Origin of the sequence: Actinoallomurus vinaceus, assembly GCF_039542055.1 — a bacterium.
Lineage (GTDB): Bacteria > Actinomycetota > Actinomycetes > Streptosporangiales > Streptosporangiaceae > Actinoallomurus > Actinoallomurus vinaceus.
The window spans coordinates 601,558-620,074 of the sequence record NZ_BAABHK010000005.1 but is presented as its reverse complement, the minus strand read 5'-3'; the positions used below and the strand labels follow the sequence as shown (position 1 = coordinate 620,074).

Here is an 18,517-nt window from a genome sequence, read left to right as displayed (position 1 = left end):
CCGGCGAGGAGCGTGGACGCGTGTACGTGTCGCCGCGGGGCGGCCGGTCGGGTCAGTCCTTCGTCGCGCCGGCGAGCATTCCGGCGACCAGGAAGCGCTGGGAGAAGACGAATACGGCGAGCACCGGTGTGATCGCCAGCAGCGTCGCCAGGGCGAGCTCGGGCCGCTCGACCGCGAGCGTGCCGGCGGTCGGGTTGAACTGGGGGACGTTGTCGAGCAGCGTCCCGAGACCGACCTGAACGGGGAACTGGCGGCTCTCGGGCAGCAGGACGTAGGGCAGGAAGTAGTTGGTCCAGTTGGCGACGAAGCCGAAGAAGCCGACCAGCGCGACGACCGGCGCGGCCAGCGGCAGGGCGATGCGCCGGAACGCGCCGAACTCCGAGCAGCCGTCGAGCTTCGCGGCGGCCAGCAGCTCCCTGGGCAACGCGGTGCTGAAGTAGATGTAGGTCAGGTACACGCCGAAGGGATAGAACGCGTACGGCAGCACGATCGACCACATCGAGCCGACCAGGTGCACCGCGTTGATCTCGAGGAAGAGCGGCACCACCAGCGTCGCGTTCGGCATCAGCATCACGACGAGGGTGGCCAGGAGGAGGGTGCGCCGGCCGCGGAACTCGGTCATCGCGAGCGCGTAGCCGGCCGGGATCGTCACGGCCAGCGTGATCGCGAGGGCGAGGAACGAGTACAGCGCCGAGTTCCGCAGCCACAGGAGGATCGCGTCGTCCTGGTACGCCGTCAGCCTGTCCCAGTTGTGGCGCAGTGCCGACCAGGACCCGAAAGACAACGGGTTGCCGTGCACGAGCTGCGCGTCGGTCTTGGTGGCGGCCAGGGCCAGCCAGAGCACCGGGACGAAGAAGAACAGCAGGAACGCGACGAGCACGAGGGCGCGCAGCGGGTTCGGCGGCCGCCGGCGGGCGGCGCGGCGCGGTCGTCTCCGGCTCGCCGCCTCCCGTGCGGCGCCGGCGCGGGCGGACCCGGCGGGACGCCGCCGTGTGTCAGTCGGCATCGAAGAACCCCGATCGGGCGACGAACAGGCCCGCGACCACGAGCCCGACCACCAGCAGCTCGACCGAGACGGCCGCGGCGGTGTTCACGTTGTTGTTCTGGAAGGCGAAGTCGTAGGAGAGCTGGTTCGGCGAGTAGTCCCGGCCGGCGACGCCGTTGCTCGCCTGCGACAGCAGTTGCGGCTCGACGAACAACTGCGTGCCGACGGCGAAGGCGAGGATCACCATGTAGACGATCCATTTGCGCAGCAGTGGGATCTGGATGCGGCGGGCGATCTGCCAGGGCCCGGCCCCGTCGATCCGCGCCGCCTCCAGAACGTCGGTGGAGATGGTGTTCAGCGCGCCGTACATGACGACGATCCAGCCGCCCGCGCCGGTCCAGAACGCGATGACGGCGAGCAGGATGGGCAGGTGTCCGGGCGCGATGACCTGGGGGAAGGTGCCGAGGCCGAAGGCGCGCAGCAGGAAGCCGGCCGGGCTCACCGCCGGGTCGAGCATGAACAGCCAGACCATCACGCTCGCCGCCCCGGCCAGCGCCCCGGGGATGTAGTACAGGAACCGCAGCGTCCGGTCGGCGGCGCGCGCGGTCAGGCCGTGCAGCAACAGCGCGAGCCCGACCACCAGCACGACCAGCGCGACGAGCCAGAAGAGCAGGTACAGCGCCACGTGGCCGATCGCCGGGACGAACCGGAAGTCGGCCGCCGCGGAGGTGAAGTTCGCCAGGCCCGCGAAGCGACCCGTCGCGTCGGTGAAGGCGAAGTCGATCGCGTAGACCGTCGGGACGACGCCGAACGCGATCAGCAGCACGACGTACGGGGCGACGAAGGCGTGGCCGGCCCGGCCGGGCCACCACGCGCGTCGTGCGCGCGGTGCGCCGGCCCGGCCGCCGACGGTGGTGGAGGGTGTACTCACGGGCCGACCTTGTACCCGTCGGCCCGCGCGTAGTTCGCGATGGCGGTCTTCCAGGCGGGGAGCAGCGAGACGACGGTCTTGCCGGCGGTCATCCCCGGGGTGACGGTGGCCGCCCAGATCGCCTCCTGGCTGAACTGCCCGTAGCCCCAACCGGACCACACCTGGCCGGCCGCGGTCTGGAGAGGCCCGGAGATGTCGTTCGCGTAGTAGTGGGACGCGGTCTGGTTCGCCAGCCACGTCCTGGCTGCGGACGCGTACGCGGGATAGCCGGGGGCGACCTTCCCCTGGTAGTCGTTCGCGGTGGTCACCCAGGTGAGGAAGTCGGTGGCCGGCTTGATATGAGCGCTGTGCGCCGACAGCAGCCAGGTGCCACCACCGACGTTGCCCACGGTGGGGTTCGGGTCGCCGGACCACTGCGGCATCGGGGCGGCCGCGACCTGGCCGGCGGGGGTCTTGAACGTGCCCTGGAAGAGCGCGCCGCCGAACCATGCCGGGCCGGGCAGCATCAGGATCTTGTCGGCCTGGTTCTTGTCGAAGTCGGAGCTGAACACGCTGCTCATCGTCATGGTGTGGTTCTTGACCAGGGTGTCCAGCAGCGACGCCATGCGGGTGCAGTTCGCGCTGGTGGTGTCGACGGTGATCGACCGGGAGCCGGTGATCTGGTTGGCGCCGCACTTGCCGGCCCACATGTAGATCTCCGGGGTGAAGCTGTCGCCCGCCGAGCCGACCAGGTAGCCGGGGTGCTGGGCGGCGACCTTCTGGCCCAGCGCCTCGAAGCCCTCCCATGTCTTGGGGACCTCGTAGCCCCACTTCTTCATGAGCGGGGCGTTGTACCAGAGCACCGTCTGGGACAGGTCGTTGCGCAGGCAGTACAGCGTTCCGTTCACCGTGCACGGGGCATTGGCGTTCGGGGCCCATCCGGAGAGGGTCGACTGCGGGATCAGGCCCTTGTTCAGCGGGGCGGTGAAGCCCGCCTGCACCGCCCAGGAGGCCTCGTTGTTCTGCGTGCTGAAGACGACGTCCGGCCAGCCCTTGCGGGTGCGGTTGAACAGGCTCACCTTGGTCTGCAGGTAGTTCGAGCCGTTGGCGTCCCCGTCGTAGGTGACGATGTCCATCTTCACCGTGGGGTGTTGCTTCTGGTACAGCTGGGCGGCCGCGAGTCGCGTCGAGTCGACCCACACCGTCAGCGGACCGGCGGTCTGTGGCGCCTCGCGGAACCCGCCCTGGGTGCCGCCGGTGGTGCCACCGGACCCGCTGCCGCAGGCCGCGGCAGCCGCCAGGACGAATGCGCTGCCGAGGGCCATGAACGCGGCGCGCCGGCGGGCCCTGCCCGATGTCCTCGCGCCGTCGGCGCGGACCTTCACTGTCATGAGCTGCTCCACTGACGTACGGGCGCCCGCCGGCCGGATCTCGCAGGCGACGGCAGGCGATATGTGTCCGACTCATCTGGGAGCCCCCGCATGACCGAGATGGTCCGCACGGCCACCTCGATCACCCCCTTATCACGGCAAACCTGGCGATTCGTCGTGGCCCCATGAGAGCGCCCGCACACTCTGACAGTCAAGAGGATAAGCACACCTATTTTTTCGAGCATGTTACGGGCAGTGGATGTTCCTAGCCGCTTGACGTGTGAATCCTCGGGACCCGCAGGATCGGACAGAGGATGAGTCATACTTATCTACCGACCTCAGCCGCCGGATATGTATGCTCTCCGCAATGGTGTGGCGATGGGCCATACTCTCGGTGTGGACCGCGACGAAGGAGGCAGCCCGGTGGACGGCACGCCCGTATCGGCGCCGGCCGATGGGTCCGCGCGGGAACGGGACGGCGCGCAGCGAGCCGGTGCGTACCGGCCCCGCTACGAGCTGGTGGCCGAACAGATCCTCGAGCTCATCGCCGAGCTACGGCTACACCCCGGTGACCGCATGCCCACCGAGAACGAGCTGGCCGCGCGGCTCGGTACCGGCCGGACGGTCGTGCACGATGCCGTCAAAATCCTCTCCGCGATCGGCCGGGTACGCGCGCAGAAAGGCCGCGGGCTCTACGTCGCGGACGACGAGGGCATGCTCGGCTCGTCGCGCTGGGGGGGTTTCTTCCTGCCGACGGACCTCGACCACGTGTACATGCTGTTCGAGTTCCGCCGGGTACAGGAGACCGCGGCCAGCCGGTTGGCCGCGACCCTGGCCACCCCCGCCGAGCTGCGCGCCATCGAGACCGCGGCCGAAACCTGCCGCGAAGGCCACGCGACCGGGCAGTCCGCGCTGTTCGACCGCGGCGACGACGACTTCCACCTCGGCATCGCCACCGCCTCGCACAACCCGTTCCTCGTCGCGGCGGTCCGCGAGGCCCGCCGCCTGCAGCGCCAATCCAGCGCCATCGGGCTGCACGGCACGGTCGGCGGCCACGCGGAGGAGGCGGTCGAGGAGCACGCCGCGATCTACCAGGCGATCCGCGACGGCGACCCGGACGCGGCCGCCCGCGCCGCCGCCGTCCACCTGGACAACACGCTCGAGGACTACCGGCGGGAGATCCAGCGCCGCGTCTTCGGCTGATCCCCCGCCTGGCTTGGGAACGGGGCTGCGCGTCGCCGAATCGGTTCGAAAGGCCCGTGAAAGGCCATTGACCCCCTTGATCACCGGTCATACCATCCGCTCGAACCGGTGCTAGCGAATCGATTCGAAAGGTCGAGCCATCGGCGGCCACCAGCAGGGCCGTCCCCGTCCTGAGAGGCATTCCGTCATGTCTTCCTCACTTCCGTTCGGCCGCCGCAGATGGGCGGCCGCGGCCAGAACCGCCGCCGTCGGACTGGCCGCGGCATTCACCCTCATCTCCCCGGCGGCTCCCGCATCGGCGGCCACCACGACGATCTATGCCTCGCCGTCGGGCAGTGGCAGCGCCTGTACCTCCGCAGCGCCGTGCTCACTGGCGGGCGCGCAGGCGGCGGTGCGGTCGATGAACGGCGGGATGTCCGGCGACATCGTCGTGCAGCTCGCCGACGGCGTCTACCGGCAGACCGCGCCATTGCGGTTCACCGCGACCGACTCCGGCACCGGCGGTCACACCGTCAGCTGGCAGGCTGCTTCCGGGGCGCATCCGGTGGTCACCGGCGCCCAGGCGGTTACCGGATGGAGCCTGGCCGACTCGTCCAAGAACATCTGGAAGGCGAGCGTGGGGACCGGCTTCGACACCCGGCAGCTCTACGTCGACGGCGCGCCGGCCATCAGAGCCCGTACCCAGGTGAACCGCTCCGACTTCACCGCCAACAGCAGCGGCCTGCACTTCTCCAACAGCGCCCTGGGATACCTCAACAACCTGGCGAACCAGAACCGCGTCGAGGTCGAGGCCATCGGTTCCTGGACCGACCGGTACGTAACCGTGCAGAGCATCGGCGGTAACCAGATCACGATGCAGCAGCCGGCCTGGAACAACAACACCTTCGGGTGGGACACGTTCACCAACCCGTTCCGTGCGGGCCCGCTGTACGTGGAGAACGCCTACGAGTTCCTCGACTCACCCGGCGAGTGGTACCTCAACACCGGTACCGGCGCCTTGTACTACATTCCGCGGTCCGGGCAGAACATGAGCAGCGCCGACGTGGAGCTGCCGCGGCTGCAGTCGCTGCTGGACGTCGGCGGCACCTACGACGCCCCCGCCCACGACATCTCCTTCTCCGGCATCACCTTCACCGGGACGAGCTGGCTGGGGCCGTCCAGCAACCAGGGCTTCGCGGACCAGCAGACCGGTGGCTACCTCGCCGGGAACTGGTCATGGCCGACGTTCGGATCGTGTAACTCGGGCTGCACCGCGTTCGAGGCCGCCCGGCCGCACTGGAGCCAGATGCCGGGCGCGGTGCAGGTCTCGGCCGCCGACCACATCGCCTTCAGCGGCGACCAGTTCGTCAACCTGGGCCAGATCGCGATGGGCATCGGCAACGACGCCAACGCCCACGCCAGCGGCGTCGGCCTGGGTGCCGGCTCCATCACCGTCACCAAGTCGACGTTCAGCGGTGACGCGGCCGGCGCCATCCTGGCCGGCGGCGTGCAGGCCGACGCGCACCACCCCAGCGACTCGCGGATGATCAACCGGGACATCACGATCAGCTACAACACGGTGCACGACGTCGGCATCGACTACCGCGACAGCAGCTCGTTCCTGCCCACGTACGTCACCAACGCCACGATCTCCCACAACGAGGTCTACAACATGCCGTACTCCGGCATCTCGGACGGATTCGGCTGGGGTGCCAACGACGCCGGCGGCAGCAACGACTACGCGAACCGCGGCCTCTACAACTACCAGCCGCGCTACAGCACCGCCACGACCGCGTCGAACAACCAGATCACCGACAACTACGTGCACGACGTCATGCAGCAGATGAACGACGGCGGATGCATCTACGGACTGTCGGCGAACCCGAACGGGCGCATCAGCGGCAACTACTGCCTGCGGACCAACGGCTACTTCGGCCTGTACTTCGACGAGGGCTCGCGGTACTTCACCGCCACGGGCAACGTGTTCTCCAGCACCGGCGGCGTCTGGGCGACGATGAACGCCAACGCCAACAACAACACCGGCACGCTCACCCTCACCAACAACTGGTACAGCAACGGCGGCACCAACATCAACAACGGCGACCGTGGAAACACGGTCTACGGCAACACCCAGGTCAGCAACGGCGCCTGGCCCGCGGGCGCCCAGTCCGTGATCTCGAACGCGGGCACGGGCTCCCAGTCCGGTGGCGGTGGGGACACCGGCGTGCTCCGCGGCGTCGGATCCAACCGGTGCCTGGACGTGCCCAACGGCAGCCAGAGCGACGGCACCCTCCTGCAGATCTGGGACTGCAGCGGCGGCGCCGGCCAGCAGTGGACCCTGAACGCGAGCAACGAACTGACCGTGTACGGCGGGAAGTGCCTGGACGTGCCGAACAACGCCACCAGCCCGGGAACCCGGGTGGAGATCTGGACCTGCAACGGCGGGACGAACCAGCAGTGGCGCCTGAACGCCGACGGCACCGTGGTCGGGGTCGGCTCGGGGCTGTGCCTGGACGTCACCGGCCGGGGCACCGCGAACGGCACCGCAGTGGAGATCTGGACCTGCAACGGCGGCAGCAACCAGCAATGGACGCGTACCTGATCGGCCGACTCGTTCCAACCACCCCCAGAAAGGAACGAATCCCCATGCCAGGAATCAGCCGATTGCTCCGGCGGCTAAGAGTCTCAATGATCGTGGTCGTCGGCGTCGTCCTGGCCGCGAGCGGCCTCGTGGGCGCTGCGACGACTCCGGCCCGGGCGGCCACCTCGATCACCGTCAACGGCGCGTCGGGCGGCCGTACGTTCGACGGCGTCGGCGCGGTCAGCGGCGGCGGCGGCAACAGCCGGCTGCTGATCGACTACCCCGAACCGCAGCGCGGCCAGATCCTCGACTACCTGTTCAAACCCGGCTACGGCGCCTCCCTGCAGATCCTGAAGGCGGAGATCGGCGGCGACACCAACTCCACCAGCGGCGCCGAGCCGAGCCACTCCCACTTCCGCGGCGACCTGAACTGCGACCGCGGCTACGAGTGGTGGATCATGGAGCAGGCCAAGGCGCGCAATCCCAACATCAAGCTGGTCGGGCTGGCCTGGGGCGCGCCGGGGTGGATCGGGAGCGGCACGTTCCTGTCCACCGACATGATCAACTATCTGGTGTCGTGGCTGGGCTGCGCCAAGCAGCACAACCTGTCGATCGACTACCTCACGGCCGCCCAGAACGAGAAGCTCTGGGACGTCAACTGGACGATCAACCTCCGCAACGCGCTGAACTCGGCCGGCTACTCGAACATCAAGATCATCGTCGGTGACCAGTACCCGGGCGCCTGGGTCGGGGCCGACCAGGTCGCGAGCAACGCCACCTTCCGTAACGACGTGGACGTGCTGAGCGGGCACTACCCATGCGGATATCTGAGCGCGCAGACCTCGTGCTCGGTGCCGTCGAACTTCATCAACTCCGGCAAGACGCTGTGGTCGAGCGAGAACGGATCGCAGGACTACAACGGGGGCGCCGCACCGCTGGCCCGGGGCGTCAACCGGTCCTACATCGACGGGAAGATGACCGCCTACCTCAACTGGGACCTGATCGCGTCGGTCACTCCGAACATCCCGTGGCCGACCGTGGGGCTGATCCTGGCGAACCAGCCGTGGTCGGGGCACTATTCGGTCGGCAAGGACACCTGGGCGCTGGCGCACACCACCCAGTTCACCGCGCCCGGGTGGAAGTACCTCGACTCCTCCAGCGGTTACCTCGGCGGCAACCGGAACAACGGCAGCTACGTGTCGCTGAAGTCGACGAACAACACCGACTACAGCACGATCATCGAGACCGCGGACGCCACCGGCGCCCAGACGCTGAACTTCAGCGCCACCGGCGGCCTGTCCACCGGGGCGGTGCACGTGTGGGCGACCAACCTCAACTCCGGCAACCCCGCCGACTACCTCGTGCACACCACCGACATCACCCCGTCCGGCGGCAACTACACACTGACCGTCCAGCCCGGCTACCTCTACACCGTCACGACCACGACCGGCCAGGGCAAGGGCACCGCCGCCGGCCCGCCGCAGAGCTCGCTCGACCTGCCGTACAGCGACGACTTCGACGCCTCCACCGCCGGCCACGAGGCGAAGTACCTCATGGACATGCAGGGCGCGTTCGAGGCGAGCGCCTGCGGCGGCGGCCGTTCCGGCATGTGCGTCCGCCAGGCGAGCACGCAGGCCGCGATCGGGTGGAAGCCGATCTCCGACCCGTACGCGCTGCTGGGCAACACCAACTGGAACAACTACACGGTCTCCTCCGACGTGCTGCTGGAGAAGTCCGGATACGCCGAACTCATCGGCCGCGCCGGCTCGCAGAGCACAGGCGATCCGAACGGGCTGAACGCCTACTACCTGCGGGTCAGCGACACGGGTTCGTGGTCGATCCTGCGCTCCAACACCAGCGCGCAGTGGACCACGTTGCGCAGCGGCACGACCTCCGCACTCGGCACGAACCGGTGGCACACCCTCGCCCTCGGCTTCTCCGGTGGCACCATCACCGCCGCCGTCGACGGCAACTCCCTCGGCTCGGTGAACGACTCGACCTACGGAGCCGGCCAGATCGGCCTGGGAACCAGCCAGGGCGAGACCGCGCAGTTCGACAATCTCAAGATCACCCCCGGCTCGGGCGGCGGTACGGGCGGATCGACGTCCGCGCTGGTCAACTCCGCCTCTGACCGGTGCCTGGACGTCCCGAACGTCTCGCAGAACAACGGCACCCAGGTCGAGCTGTGGGACTGCAACGGCGGGACCAACCAGCAGTGGACGTCCACCTCGTCGAAGCAGTTGCAGGTGTACGGCTCCAAGTGCCTGGACGCCGAGGGCGCCGGCACGTCCGCGGGCACCCGGGTGCTCATCTGGGACTGCAACGGCGGGACCAACCAGCAGTGGAACCTGAACGCCGACGGCACGATCATCGGCGTGCAGTCCGGCCTGTGCCTGAACCCGAACGGCTCCGGAACCGCCAACGGCACGCTGATGGTCCTCGGGACCTGTAACGGCGCAAGCAACCAGAAGTGGACCCAGAACTGAACCCGTAACCCGCATTCACGCCATTCGCCCTGTGATCGTGCCGGCCGGACGAGCGGAGACGTCCGGCCGGCGCCGTTCTCCGCCGGCACCCGCCACTCCGCGGGTGCCGGGGCCCGGCGTAGACGCCGTGACGGCTCTTCGGGCTATATGGCCGTCCCGCCTGACACGTCCAGGCGGTGGCCGGTCATGTAGCGGCTGTCGTCGGAGGCCAGGAACGCCACCGTGTCGGCGACATCCTCCGGCGTTCCCAGCCGGCCCAGCGGCGACAGGGACTCCAGCCACGTCAGGGCATCGCCGACCAGCCGTCCCTGGTGCATGTCGGTGTCGATCACTCCTGGTGCGACGATGTTGACCGTGATGCCGCGCGGGCCCAGTTGCTTGGCGAGCGTCGAGGTGAGCACGTCGAGGGCCGCCTTGGACATTGCGTAGTCGATCGCCCGTGGCATGGCCGGGCCCCGGGTCAGCATGGTGCCGACCGTGATGATCCGGCCGCCGTCGCGCAGCCGCGGCAGGGCGAGTCGGGTGATGAAGAACGGTGCCGTCGTGTTGACCGCGAACAGCCGCTCGAAGCCCTCCCTGGTCACGCCGTCGATCTCGGCTTGGTCGCCGAGGATTCCGGCGTTGTTGACCAGGATGTCGAGGCCGTCGGCGTGGGCGTCGAACGCGGCCCACAGCGTTTCGGCGTCTCCTGGTGCACCCAGCTCGGCGCGGACGGCGAAGGCCTGCCCGCCCGCCGTTTCGATGGCCGAGACCGTGTCCTTCGCCGCGGTGTGGTTGCTGCCGTAGTGCACGGCGACCCGAGCCCCCTCCCCCGCGAGCCGGGTGGCGATGGCTCGGCCGATGCCCCTGCTCCCGCCGGTCACCAGCGCCGTCTTTCCGGTCAATGACGTCATGTTCATGCCTTTCCGTTACGCGTTGTAGGGAGTGGTGGCCTTGGCGTCGCGCAGCACTCGTGCCCACCAGGTCAGCTGGTCGAGCAGCGTCTTGGCGGCCATCGCCGGCCCGTTCGGATCTTTGGGCCGGCCGTCCTCGCCGAAGGACTCCCACGTGCCGTGGAAGCTGATCGTGTCCCTCGTGGTGACGGCGTGAAGTTCGGCGAAGACCGCGCGCAGGTGCTCGACGGCGCGCAGTCCGCCGGCCAGGCCGCCATAGGAGACGAACGCCACCGGTTTGGCGTGGAACTGGCCGTTGTGCCAGTCGATCGCGTTCTTCAATGCCGCCGGGTAGCTGTGGTTGTACTCAGGGGTCACGACCACGAACCCGTCGGCCGCTTCCAGCCGCGGTGTCAGATCGCCCAGGGCCGTCAGCACCTGCGGTGGCGGCGAGACGGACGGGGCGGCCGCGCCGATCGGTACGTCCGCCAGATCGATCAGGTCGATCTCGATGTCGGTACGGCGTGCGGCCTCCCCGGCGAACCAGGTGGCCACGGTGGGTCCGAACCGGCCGTCGCGGATGCTGCCGATGATGACGGCGAGTCTGAGCGGTCTATCGGTCACGGTCTTCTCCGTTCGTCTGCGCGGCTTCCTTGAGCGCCGCGTACAAGGTGTCCTCGGTCTGGGTTCCGGTCAGCGGTGGCAGGGAGCCGATCAGGAAGACCGGCACGGCGGTGATGCCAAGGGCGCGTACCCGGTGGAGCCGGGCGCGCAGTTCGCCGGGCGGGAAGTCGTCCATGGCGACGCCGACCTCGGCGGCCAGGCGGGCAAGGGTGGCAGCGTCGCCGATGTGGAGCCCGTCGGTGAAGTGGCGGGTGTAGCCGAGGTAGGAGTGCGCGCAGATGACGTCCAACACGATGCGGACGTGCACGCTCTGTCGTCCGTACGACATGCGGACCCTCATGCCGCCGTCGTGGCGGGTTCGGCGGGCATCCGGTCACGCAAGGGGATCTCGCGAATGAACCAGGCCAGGACGAAGGCGATGAGGCCCAGGATGGTGGCGCCGATGGCCATGGCATGGATGCCGTCGGAGACGGCGACGCGGGCCGCCTCGCGCACGGGCACTGGGTACTGCTGGAGCGCCTGTGCCGTCAGCCGGCCGGTGGCGATCCGATCGGCGGTCCGGGTGCCGAGGCGTTGTGCGAGGGTGTCCTGCAGACGGCCGGTGTACAGGGCGCCGAGGGCGGCCACGCCCAGTGACGCGCCCATGGTGTGCCAGAGGGTGACGGAACCGCTGGCCGCCCCCATGTCTCGTGGCTCGGCGCTGTTGACGGTGATGATCGTGGTGCTCTGCGTCAGCAGGCCGACTCCGATGCCCCCGACCAGGGTGAGGCTGGAGGCGAGGACCGGGTTGGTGCCCGGCCGGAGCACGAGCAGCAGGAGCATGCCGACGGCCAGGGTGGCGCCGCCAAGGATCGGATAGATCCGGTATCGGCCGGTGCGGCTGATCAGCCGGCCGGTGCCGACCAGCACGGCGACCATGCCCAGCATCGAGGGCAGCACCAGAAGGCCGCTGACGATCGGCGAGGCGCCCTGGACCAATTGCATGTACTGGGGCAGGAAGTTGGCCGCGATCACCATGCCGACGCCGCCAAGGAAGCGCACGATCTGGGCGAGGGTGAAGTTCCGGTCGGCGAACAGCCGCAAGGGCACGATCGGCTCGACGGCGCGCCGTTCCACCTTCACCAGCGCGGCCAGCGACAACACTCCGGTCAGGGCCAGCGCGAGAATCGGGCCGGACATCCAACCGTACTGTGTGCCGCCCCAGCTCGCGATCAGGCTCAGTGCCGCCAGGGCGGTCGTCAGCAGCACCGCTCCCAGGTAGTCGATCCGGGCGCGGATCCGTCGCGGTTGCAGCCGTACGGCGCCGCCGATGAGCAGCAGGGCGACGGCTCCGACGGGCAGATTGACGTAGAAGGCCCAGCGCCAGTTGAGCTGTTCGGTGAACAGGCCTCCGAGCAGGGGGCCGGCGATGAAGGCGATCGGCATCATCGTCCCGAACAGCGCCATGAGCTTGCCGCTGTGCCTGGGCGGCACCAGCTCGGCGATGAGCGCCAGGGCACCCACCATCAGACCTCCGGCACCCAACCCCTGCACCGCACGGAAGCCGATGAGCTGGATCATGTCCTGCGACATCCCCGAAAGCCCCGAGCCCAGCAGGAACAGCACGATCGAGGCCATGTAAACGGGCTTTCGCCCGTAGAGGTCACCGAGCTTTCCCCAGATCGGCGTCGCGGCGGCCATGCAGATCAGGTAGGAGGTCGCGACCCAGGAGAAGTACTCCAGACCACCGAGATCTCCCACGATCGTCGGCAGGGCCGGCCCGAGCATCATGCCGTCAAGCGGAGCAGTGATCATGCCGAGCATCACGCCGATCACACCCGTACGAAGAGATGAACCCACAGCTCGACCTTCTTTCGCGTACCCCGTACTCGAAATGGGACGATAGCCATTCAGGTACCCTGTACGCAAATGAAAGGAGCGTGTGGATGTCCGACGACCAGCCGACGAGCATCTGGATGCGACCGGAACGCCTGGAGCGCTCCGGGCCCGGACGGCGCCCCGGCTACAGCCGGGACCAGATCACCCGGACGGCCGTCCAGATCGCCGACACGGAGGGTCTGGAGGCCACGACCATGCGCAGGATCGCCTGCGAACTCGGCACCGGCGCCATGTCGCTCTACCGCTATGTTCCTAAGCGCGACGACCTGTTCGATTTGATGATCGACATGGTGATCCGCGAGATCGAGCTCCCCGACCAGCCCTCTGGCGACTGGCGATCCGACCTGTCCCTGGTCGCCCACCAGGCGCGGGCCGCAGGACTACGCCACCCCTGGCTCGTCCCACTGCTCTCCGGCCGCCCCACCCTCGGCCCTCAGCTACTGCGTGTGCACGAGTTCGCCCTGGCCGCACTCGATGGGTTCGTCCTCGATATCGACGACATGGCCGGTTACGTCGGCATGCTCAACGACTACATCCACAGTGCGGTCCGCCGCGAAATCGGCTGGCAGGAGGAAGCCCGCCGCACCGGCTTGGACCCGGAAACATGGAAGCGCGATTACGTCGGGCCGTACGTCCGACAGGTCGTCGAGTCGGGCGCCTATCCGCTGTTCAACCGGTCCATACTGGAATCCCGGATGTCACACCTATCTCCCGCCGCGCGCTTCCAGCATGGGCTCGAACGCGTCCTCAACGGAATCGGCGCGCAAGGTCGCATCTGACACCCCGTCGCGCCGTGGCCCGGGCCGGCGTCGCGGTGCCGGCCCGGGCCACGGCCTCAGGTGTCATGGCGGCGGGATACGCCGCCCATCATCTCCGGCTCTGCCGGTCGGGGCGGCCGGCCGGCCTCGGCGTCCAGCTCGTCATCCGAGGGTCCATTGCTGGTTGCTGCCGCCGTTGCAGGTCCACAGCTCGACCATGGCGCCGTTGGCGGTCGACGCGCCGGTCACATCCAGGCAGAGGCCGGACTGCACGCCGGTGACGGTGCCGTTCGCATTGACCTGCCACTGCTGGTTGGTGCCGCCGTTGCACTGCCAGATCTCGACCTTCGTGCCCGCAGACGTCTGCTTGTTGTAAGCGTCCAGGCACATGGTCGTGCCGCCGCTGTAGACGGTGAGCTCATTCGCGGCGGTGTGCGTCCAGATCTGGTTGCTCGTTCCGGCGCACGTCCAGATCTGCGGCTGGGTGCCCGCCGTGGTGCTGGAGTTCGGAACGTCGAGGCACTTTCCCGCGCCCACCGCATGCAGCTCGCCGCTGCCGGAGCCGCCTCCACCGCCAGGCGAGCCACCGAGAGCGGCGACGGTGGCGTTGTAGGCGGGTTTGGGCTGGTAGTTGGAGTCGTACATGGTGGCCGCGCCGTAGCCGGGGAAGGTGCCGGGAATCCACGAATGCCCGTCATCCACACCCCACTGGGAGACGCCGACGCAGCGGGAGACGGTCAGGCAGTCCTTGACCACGGTGCTGTAGTCGGTGGCCTGCTGCGCCAAGGCGGAGCCGGACGCCGGCAACTGGATGCGGTCGTCGAGCTCGGTGACCGCGACGTCCAGGCCAAGAGCGGCGAACCGCTGCATGTTGGCCAGCGTCGAGGAGGGAACCTGCCCGACGATGAAGTGGCTTTCGAGTCCGATGCCGTCCAGTGGCACGCCCTGAGCCAGCAGCGACTGCGCCAGGTTGTACATCCCGTTGCTCTTGGCGTTCTCGCCCTCGATGTTGTAGTCGTTCAGATACAGCTTGGCGTTCGGGTCGGCGGCGTGCGCCGTGCGCAGCGCGTCGGCGATGTACCCGCTGCCCATCGCGTTGTAGAACACATCCGCGCGTAGGCTGCCGTCCTCGTTGAACGGCTCGTTGACGACATCCCAGGCGTACACCTTGCCCTTGTAGTGCGTGGCCTCCGTGGTGATGTGCGACTCCATCACCGACCTGACCTGGCTGGACGGCAGGCTGGACACCCAGCCCGGTAGCTGCGAGTGCCAGACCAGGTTGTGTCCGCGCACCCGCATGTTGTGCGACTGGGCGAAGTTGAGGATCTGGTCGCCCGGCCCGAAGTTGTAGTTCCCGTTAGACGGCTCGGTGGTGTCCCATTTCATCTCGTTGCCGGGGGTCACCATGTCGAACTGCGCCGTCGCGACGTTCATCTCGCCGCTGATGCCCAGGTCCCCAGCCGTCAGCGCGGTACCGAAGTACCGCCCGTCCGCCTCCGCCAGAGCCCTCAGCGTCGTCGCCGCCCGCGCCGGCACGGCGGCGCCGAGCGCCATGACCATCGCCACCGCGACGGTCACCACGGCGGCGGCCCAGCCACCGAGCCGAACACCCCCGGGTCTGAACGCGCCTTCACTCGCGGTCACATTCGACCTCCTTTCGAACGAAAGTTTCTCTCCGCTCACCGCACGGAGTCGTGCTCCGGCAGTCGGGCACGACACGCGCGGTCGGTGCCCGCCCGCCGGCGAAGAGGGATCCGGGTCAAGCCGCCGTGGTCAGCGGGGGGTGAAGTCCTGGTTGGTACCGGCCGCGTTCTTGCACGGCCACTGGTCGAGTTGCTGGCCCTGGTTACTGCCGGCGCCGTAGACGTCCAGGCACAACCCGCTGTTCTGGTTCTGGAACGACCACGAACCATCGGACTGCGCCACCGGCTTCCACATCGTGCTCGCCGCACCGTTACGGGCCTGCTGCACGATGTCCGGACTGCCCTGCGCCGTCGAACCGCCCGCGACCCCGACCACCAGACCGGAGTTCTGCGCCTGCAACTCCCCAAAACCACTCGACCCCGGCACGAACTGAAACTGCTGATTCGACTGCCCGTTACAAGACCACTGATCGATCGCCGCACCCGAGGCACTCGTGTTCCCGTACACGTCCAGACACAGCCCATCGCTACCGACCACCAACTGGTGATAGCCACTCGGGAAAGCGCCGGTTCCACCACCGCCACCGCCCGATGCCGGCGTCAGGTAGATGCCGAACGCGTCGTGTGAGGCCTGGAACGTGACGGGCACCGCGATGGAGCCGCCGGCGGCGCTCATATCCTGATCGAGGACCACTTGGCGCGCGTTCAGCGGGGACTGGTCCGGGATCCGGTAGACGGTGGCGTGGACGCTGCCGTTGTTGGTCAGCCAGGGCAGCGACGACAGTCCGCTGAAGGTCACCGAGGCGCCGCCGGTGTATCCGTTGGAGTCCCCGATGATGGCGACGGCCCGCTTGTTCGCGCTGTCGGCGGCGGCGGAGATCGCCGTGCTGCCGACCTGCCCGGAGGTGGACACCAGGTCGCCGGTGAGGTCGGCGTAGGTGCGGAACGCCCACCAGTTGCCGGTGGCGGCGAAGCTGCCGCCGTTCACGGCGACGATCCCGGTCAGGTTGGGGATCAGGCAGCAGACCCAGTTGCCGCGCATCGCGTTGGTGTAGCCGGACTGGGCGAAGCGGGCCAGGTACCAGGCCGTCACCCCGGCGGTCTGCCGGTCCGCAGGCTGGTACTCATTCGCCGACAGTGGGCGGCGTGCGATTCCCGCGGAATCCAGCGCGCTGTTGATGGCCTGCCCCACGGTCACCGGGTCGTCGACGTCACCCTCGTCGTGGTTGGTGATCTCATCCGGCACCGTGCCGGCGGACTTGACGTGCGCCAGCCACGTCCGCCACTCCCCCGGGTTTCCCAGCGGGGTGAAGGCGAGTGAGGGCCCTACGATCTTCGCGTTCGGGGCGATGCGCCGGATCTCCCGGTAGGCGGTGTCCCACATCTGGAAGTACTGGGGACTGTTCACGCCCCGCTTCCAGAAGACGGAGATGTCCGGCTCGTTGTCGATGTCGTAGGCGAACTTCAGCCCGGACGCCTGGAGCGCGCCCACTGTCGCGTCGATGAAGCTCACCCAGTTGGAGCAGTCACCGTTGTCGCACGGGTACACCGTGTTGGACGGCTGCCCTCCGTCGAGGCCGTACAGGTCGGTGACGAGTACCTGGAACTCGGTGTTGTACGGGGCGAGGCGCTTGGCCTGCGCGATCACCGTGTTGACATCCGTCTGCGTCTGGGAGCCGTACTTGTAACCGTCCCCGATCCAGGCCCGGTTCACGTGCCCGCCGGCGCGGTAGGCGTTGGGGTGGAGCGGCTGCAGGTACTGGTCCGGCGGCTGCGTGCCGTCCTGGTTGATGCCGTACAGGAAGCCTTCGCCCACTCCGGTCGACGGCCGCGTCGTGGCGGCCAGGTTCACGTTCATCGACTCGGTGGCGGCCTGCGCTGGCGCTGACAACGGAATCGCCAGCGCCAGCACCACTCCGGCCGCCATCATCAGACGGCCCAGTCTTCCTCTCATCCTCATCGAACCTTCCTCCGGTCCGGGGCGGCCCGGGATGACGCGATCGAGCGGGCTCACGGCCGCGCCACTCGTACGGTGCCGCCGGCCTGGCGGCGGTGACGGCCAAGGCGCGACGATGCGTGAGGTTGGCGTGGGTCAAACGATGTCGAACCGGTTCGCGAATCGATTCGCTGGGAGATTACGACCGAGATGAGAGAGGGTCAATGCCAGAGTTCGCACCCCCGGCCGGGGTGGTGACCTGGCAGCCGGGAAAGCCGCTGCTCGGCGGTACCCGCACTCGCCGGAACGCTCCTCCCCGACCATGCGGCGCCGCGAAAGTTTCACACCGCACGCCCCCTGCGGTGCAACCGCGACGGACGGTGAAAGCCGCGAGGGCGATCGAGCCGCAGCGCCCTGGCGGACGCGCGAGCGGTCGCTTTGCCATGGGGACGGCGGCTAATCGCGCCATCCCCCGCTCCTCTCTCTGAGGTGCTCTTGTGTTCTTTCGACCGCCTCGACGGGGAGGTGCTTAGGCCTGCTGGGTGGGGCGTACGAGGAGTTCGGCGACGGCCACGTGCCGGGGGCGGGTGACGATGTAGCCGACGGCGTCGGCGATGTCGTGGCTTTGCAGCCGTTCGATGTCGCCGAGAGCGGCGACGATCTGCTGCTGGATGACGTCGGGGTTGTGGGTGCGGAGTTCGGTGTCGACGCTGCCCGGCTCGATGACGGAGACGCGGACGTGCTGGCGGGTGAGTTCCTGGCGTAGCGCCTCGCTGAAGGCGCCGACGCCGAACTTGGTGGCGCTGTAGACCGCGGACATGGCGAAGGCGGCGCGGCCCGCGAGTGAGCCGATGTTGACGATATCGGCGACCTGACGCGGCTGCTCGGCGGCTGCCTTGACCAGGTGGGGAACGGCCGCGTGGGCGGTGTACATCAGGCCCATGAGGTTGATGTCGATCATGCGCCGCCAGTCGTTCAGGTTTGCGCCGGGGGCGGGCCCGAGCAGCATGAGACCGGCGTTGTTGACCAGGGTGTCCAGGCGGCCCAGGCCCTCGACGGTCCGCTCGACCGCTTCTGTGGCGGCCTGGGCGTCGGTGATGTCGGCGGGCACGACCAAGGCCCGCCCGCCGGCGTCGGAGATTTGCGCGGCCAGATCGGTGAGCCGGTCCTCGCGCCGTCCGACCAGGGCCACCGATGCCCCTTCGCGGGCGAGTTCCAATGCTGTGGCGTGGCCGATGCCGCTGGAGGCTCCGGTGACCAGAGCGACGGTTCCTTCAAGACGAGAAGTCATG

At 68.5% G+C, this 18,517-nt stretch carries 14 protein-coding genes; 4 read left to right on the top strand and 10 right to left on the bottom strand.

Annotated elements, in window-relative coordinates:
- Positions 1-52: 52 nt before the first annotated feature.
- Genes ABEA24_RS21535 through ABEA24_RS21525 form a run of 3 tightly spaced genes read right to left on the bottom strand, consistent with a single transcriptional unit; the run spans position 53 to position 3,286 of the window.
- Positions 53-1,006 carry a carbohydrate ABC transporter permease gene (locus tag ABEA24_RS21535; RefSeq protein ID WP_345432751.1) on the bottom strand — a complete coding sequence of 318 codons (954 nt, stop codon included), beginning with the start codon at positions 1,004-1,006 and terminating at the stop codon, positions 53-55.
- Complete coding sequence (locus tag ABEA24_RS21530) at positions 996-1,916, bottom strand: carbohydrate ABC transporter permease (protein ID WP_345432750.1); 921 nt, start codon at positions 1,914-1,916, stop codon at positions 996-998. The genes ABEA24_RS21535 and ABEA24_RS21530 overlap by 11 nt, the downstream gene beginning before the upstream one ends.
- Positions 1,913-3,286: an ABC transporter substrate-binding protein gene (locus tag ABEA24_RS21525; RefSeq protein WP_345432749.1), complete on the bottom strand. Its 1,374-nt coding sequence runs from the start codon at positions 3,284-3,286 to the stop codon at positions 1,913-1,915. The genes ABEA24_RS21530 and ABEA24_RS21525 overlap by 4 nt, the downstream gene beginning before the upstream one ends.
- Before the next feature lie 375 nt (positions 3,287-3,661).
- Between ABEA24_RS21525 and ABEA24_RS21520 the strand changes: the two genes are divergently transcribed.
- The 3 genes from ABEA24_RS21520 to ABEA24_RS21510 all read left to right on the top strand — a co-directional run bounded on the left by ABEA24_RS21520 (position 3,662) and on the right by ABEA24_RS21510 (position 9,514).
- Positions 3,662-4,468: a FadR/GntR family transcriptional regulator gene (locus ABEA24_RS21520; protein ID WP_345432748.1), complete on the top strand. Its 807-nt coding sequence runs from the start codon at positions 3,662-3,664 to the stop codon at positions 4,466-4,468.
- 187 nt (positions 4,469-4,655) lie between these two features.
- Entirely contained in the window at positions 4,656-7,049 is a 2,394-nt protein-coding gene (locus tag ABEA24_RS21515; RefSeq protein ID WP_345432747.1) for a ricin-type beta-trefoil lectin domain protein, read from the top strand.
- 86 nt (positions 7,050-7,135) lie between these two features.
- A complete protein-coding gene (locus ABEA24_RS21510) occupies positions 7,136-9,514 on the top strand; it encodes a ricin-type beta-trefoil lectin domain protein (RefSeq protein WP_345432746.1) in 2,379 nt (792 codons plus the stop codon).
- Positions 9,515-9,657: 143 nt separating this feature from the next.
- Here the strand turns inward: ABEA24_RS21510 and ABEA24_RS21505 are convergent, their stop codons facing one another.
- From ABEA24_RS21505 to ABEA24_RS21490, 4 genes are read right to left on the bottom strand one after another with little or no spacing between them, the layout of a single operon-like run.
- Entirely contained in the window at positions 9,658-10,413 is a 756-nt protein-coding gene (locus ABEA24_RS21505) for an SDR family NAD(P)-dependent oxidoreductase (RefSeq protein WP_345432745.1), read from the bottom strand.
- Positions 10,414-10,422: 9 nt separating this feature from the next.
- Positions 10,423-11,010, bottom strand: a complete 588-nt coding sequence (locus ABEA24_RS21500) for an NADPH-dependent FMN reductase (RefSeq protein ID WP_345432744.1) — start codon at positions 11,008-11,010, stop codon at positions 10,423-10,425.
- Entirely contained in the window at positions 11,000-11,338 is a 339-nt protein-coding gene (locus ABEA24_RS21495; RefSeq protein WP_345432743.1) for a DsbA family oxidoreductase, read from the bottom strand. Before ABEA24_RS21495 ends, ABEA24_RS21500 begins: the two co-directional genes overlap by 11 nt.
- 8 nt (positions 11,339-11,346) lie before the next feature.
- Positions 11,347-12,849, bottom strand: a complete 1,503-nt coding sequence (locus tag ABEA24_RS21490) for an MDR family MFS transporter (RefSeq protein ID WP_345432742.1) — start codon at positions 12,847-12,849, stop codon at positions 11,347-11,349.
- 86 nt (positions 12,850-12,935) lie between these two features.
- Here ABEA24_RS21490 and ABEA24_RS21485 point away from each other — a divergent pair, with 86 nt between their 5' ends.
- Complete coding sequence (locus ABEA24_RS21485) at positions 12,936-13,667, top strand: TetR/AcrR family transcriptional regulator (RefSeq protein WP_345432741.1); 732 nt, start codon at positions 12,936-12,938, stop codon at positions 13,665-13,667.
- A gap of 141 nt (positions 13,668-13,808) precedes the next feature.
- Here the strand turns inward: ABEA24_RS21485 and ABEA24_RS21480 are convergent, their stop codons facing one another.
- The 3 genes from ABEA24_RS21480 to ABEA24_RS21470 form a co-directional block, all read right to left on the bottom strand.
- Entirely contained in the window at positions 13,809-15,290 is a 1,482-nt protein-coding gene (locus ABEA24_RS21480; RefSeq protein ID WP_345432740.1) for an endo-1,4-beta-xylanase, read from the bottom strand.
- Between the two features lie 129 nt (positions 15,291-15,419).
- Positions 15,420-17,243, bottom strand: coding sequence for an RICIN domain-containing protein (locus ABEA24_RS21475; protein ID WP_345432739.1), 1,824 nt, complete (start codon positions 17,241-17,243; stop codon positions 15,420-15,422).
- Positions 17,244-17,754: 511 nt separating this feature from the next.
- On the bottom strand, positions 17,755-18,516 hold the full coding sequence (locus tag ABEA24_RS21470) for an SDR family NAD(P)-dependent oxidoreductase (protein ID WP_345432738.1): 762 nt from the start codon (positions 18,514-18,516) through the stop codon (positions 17,755-17,757).
- Position 18,517 lies beyond the last annotated feature (1 nt).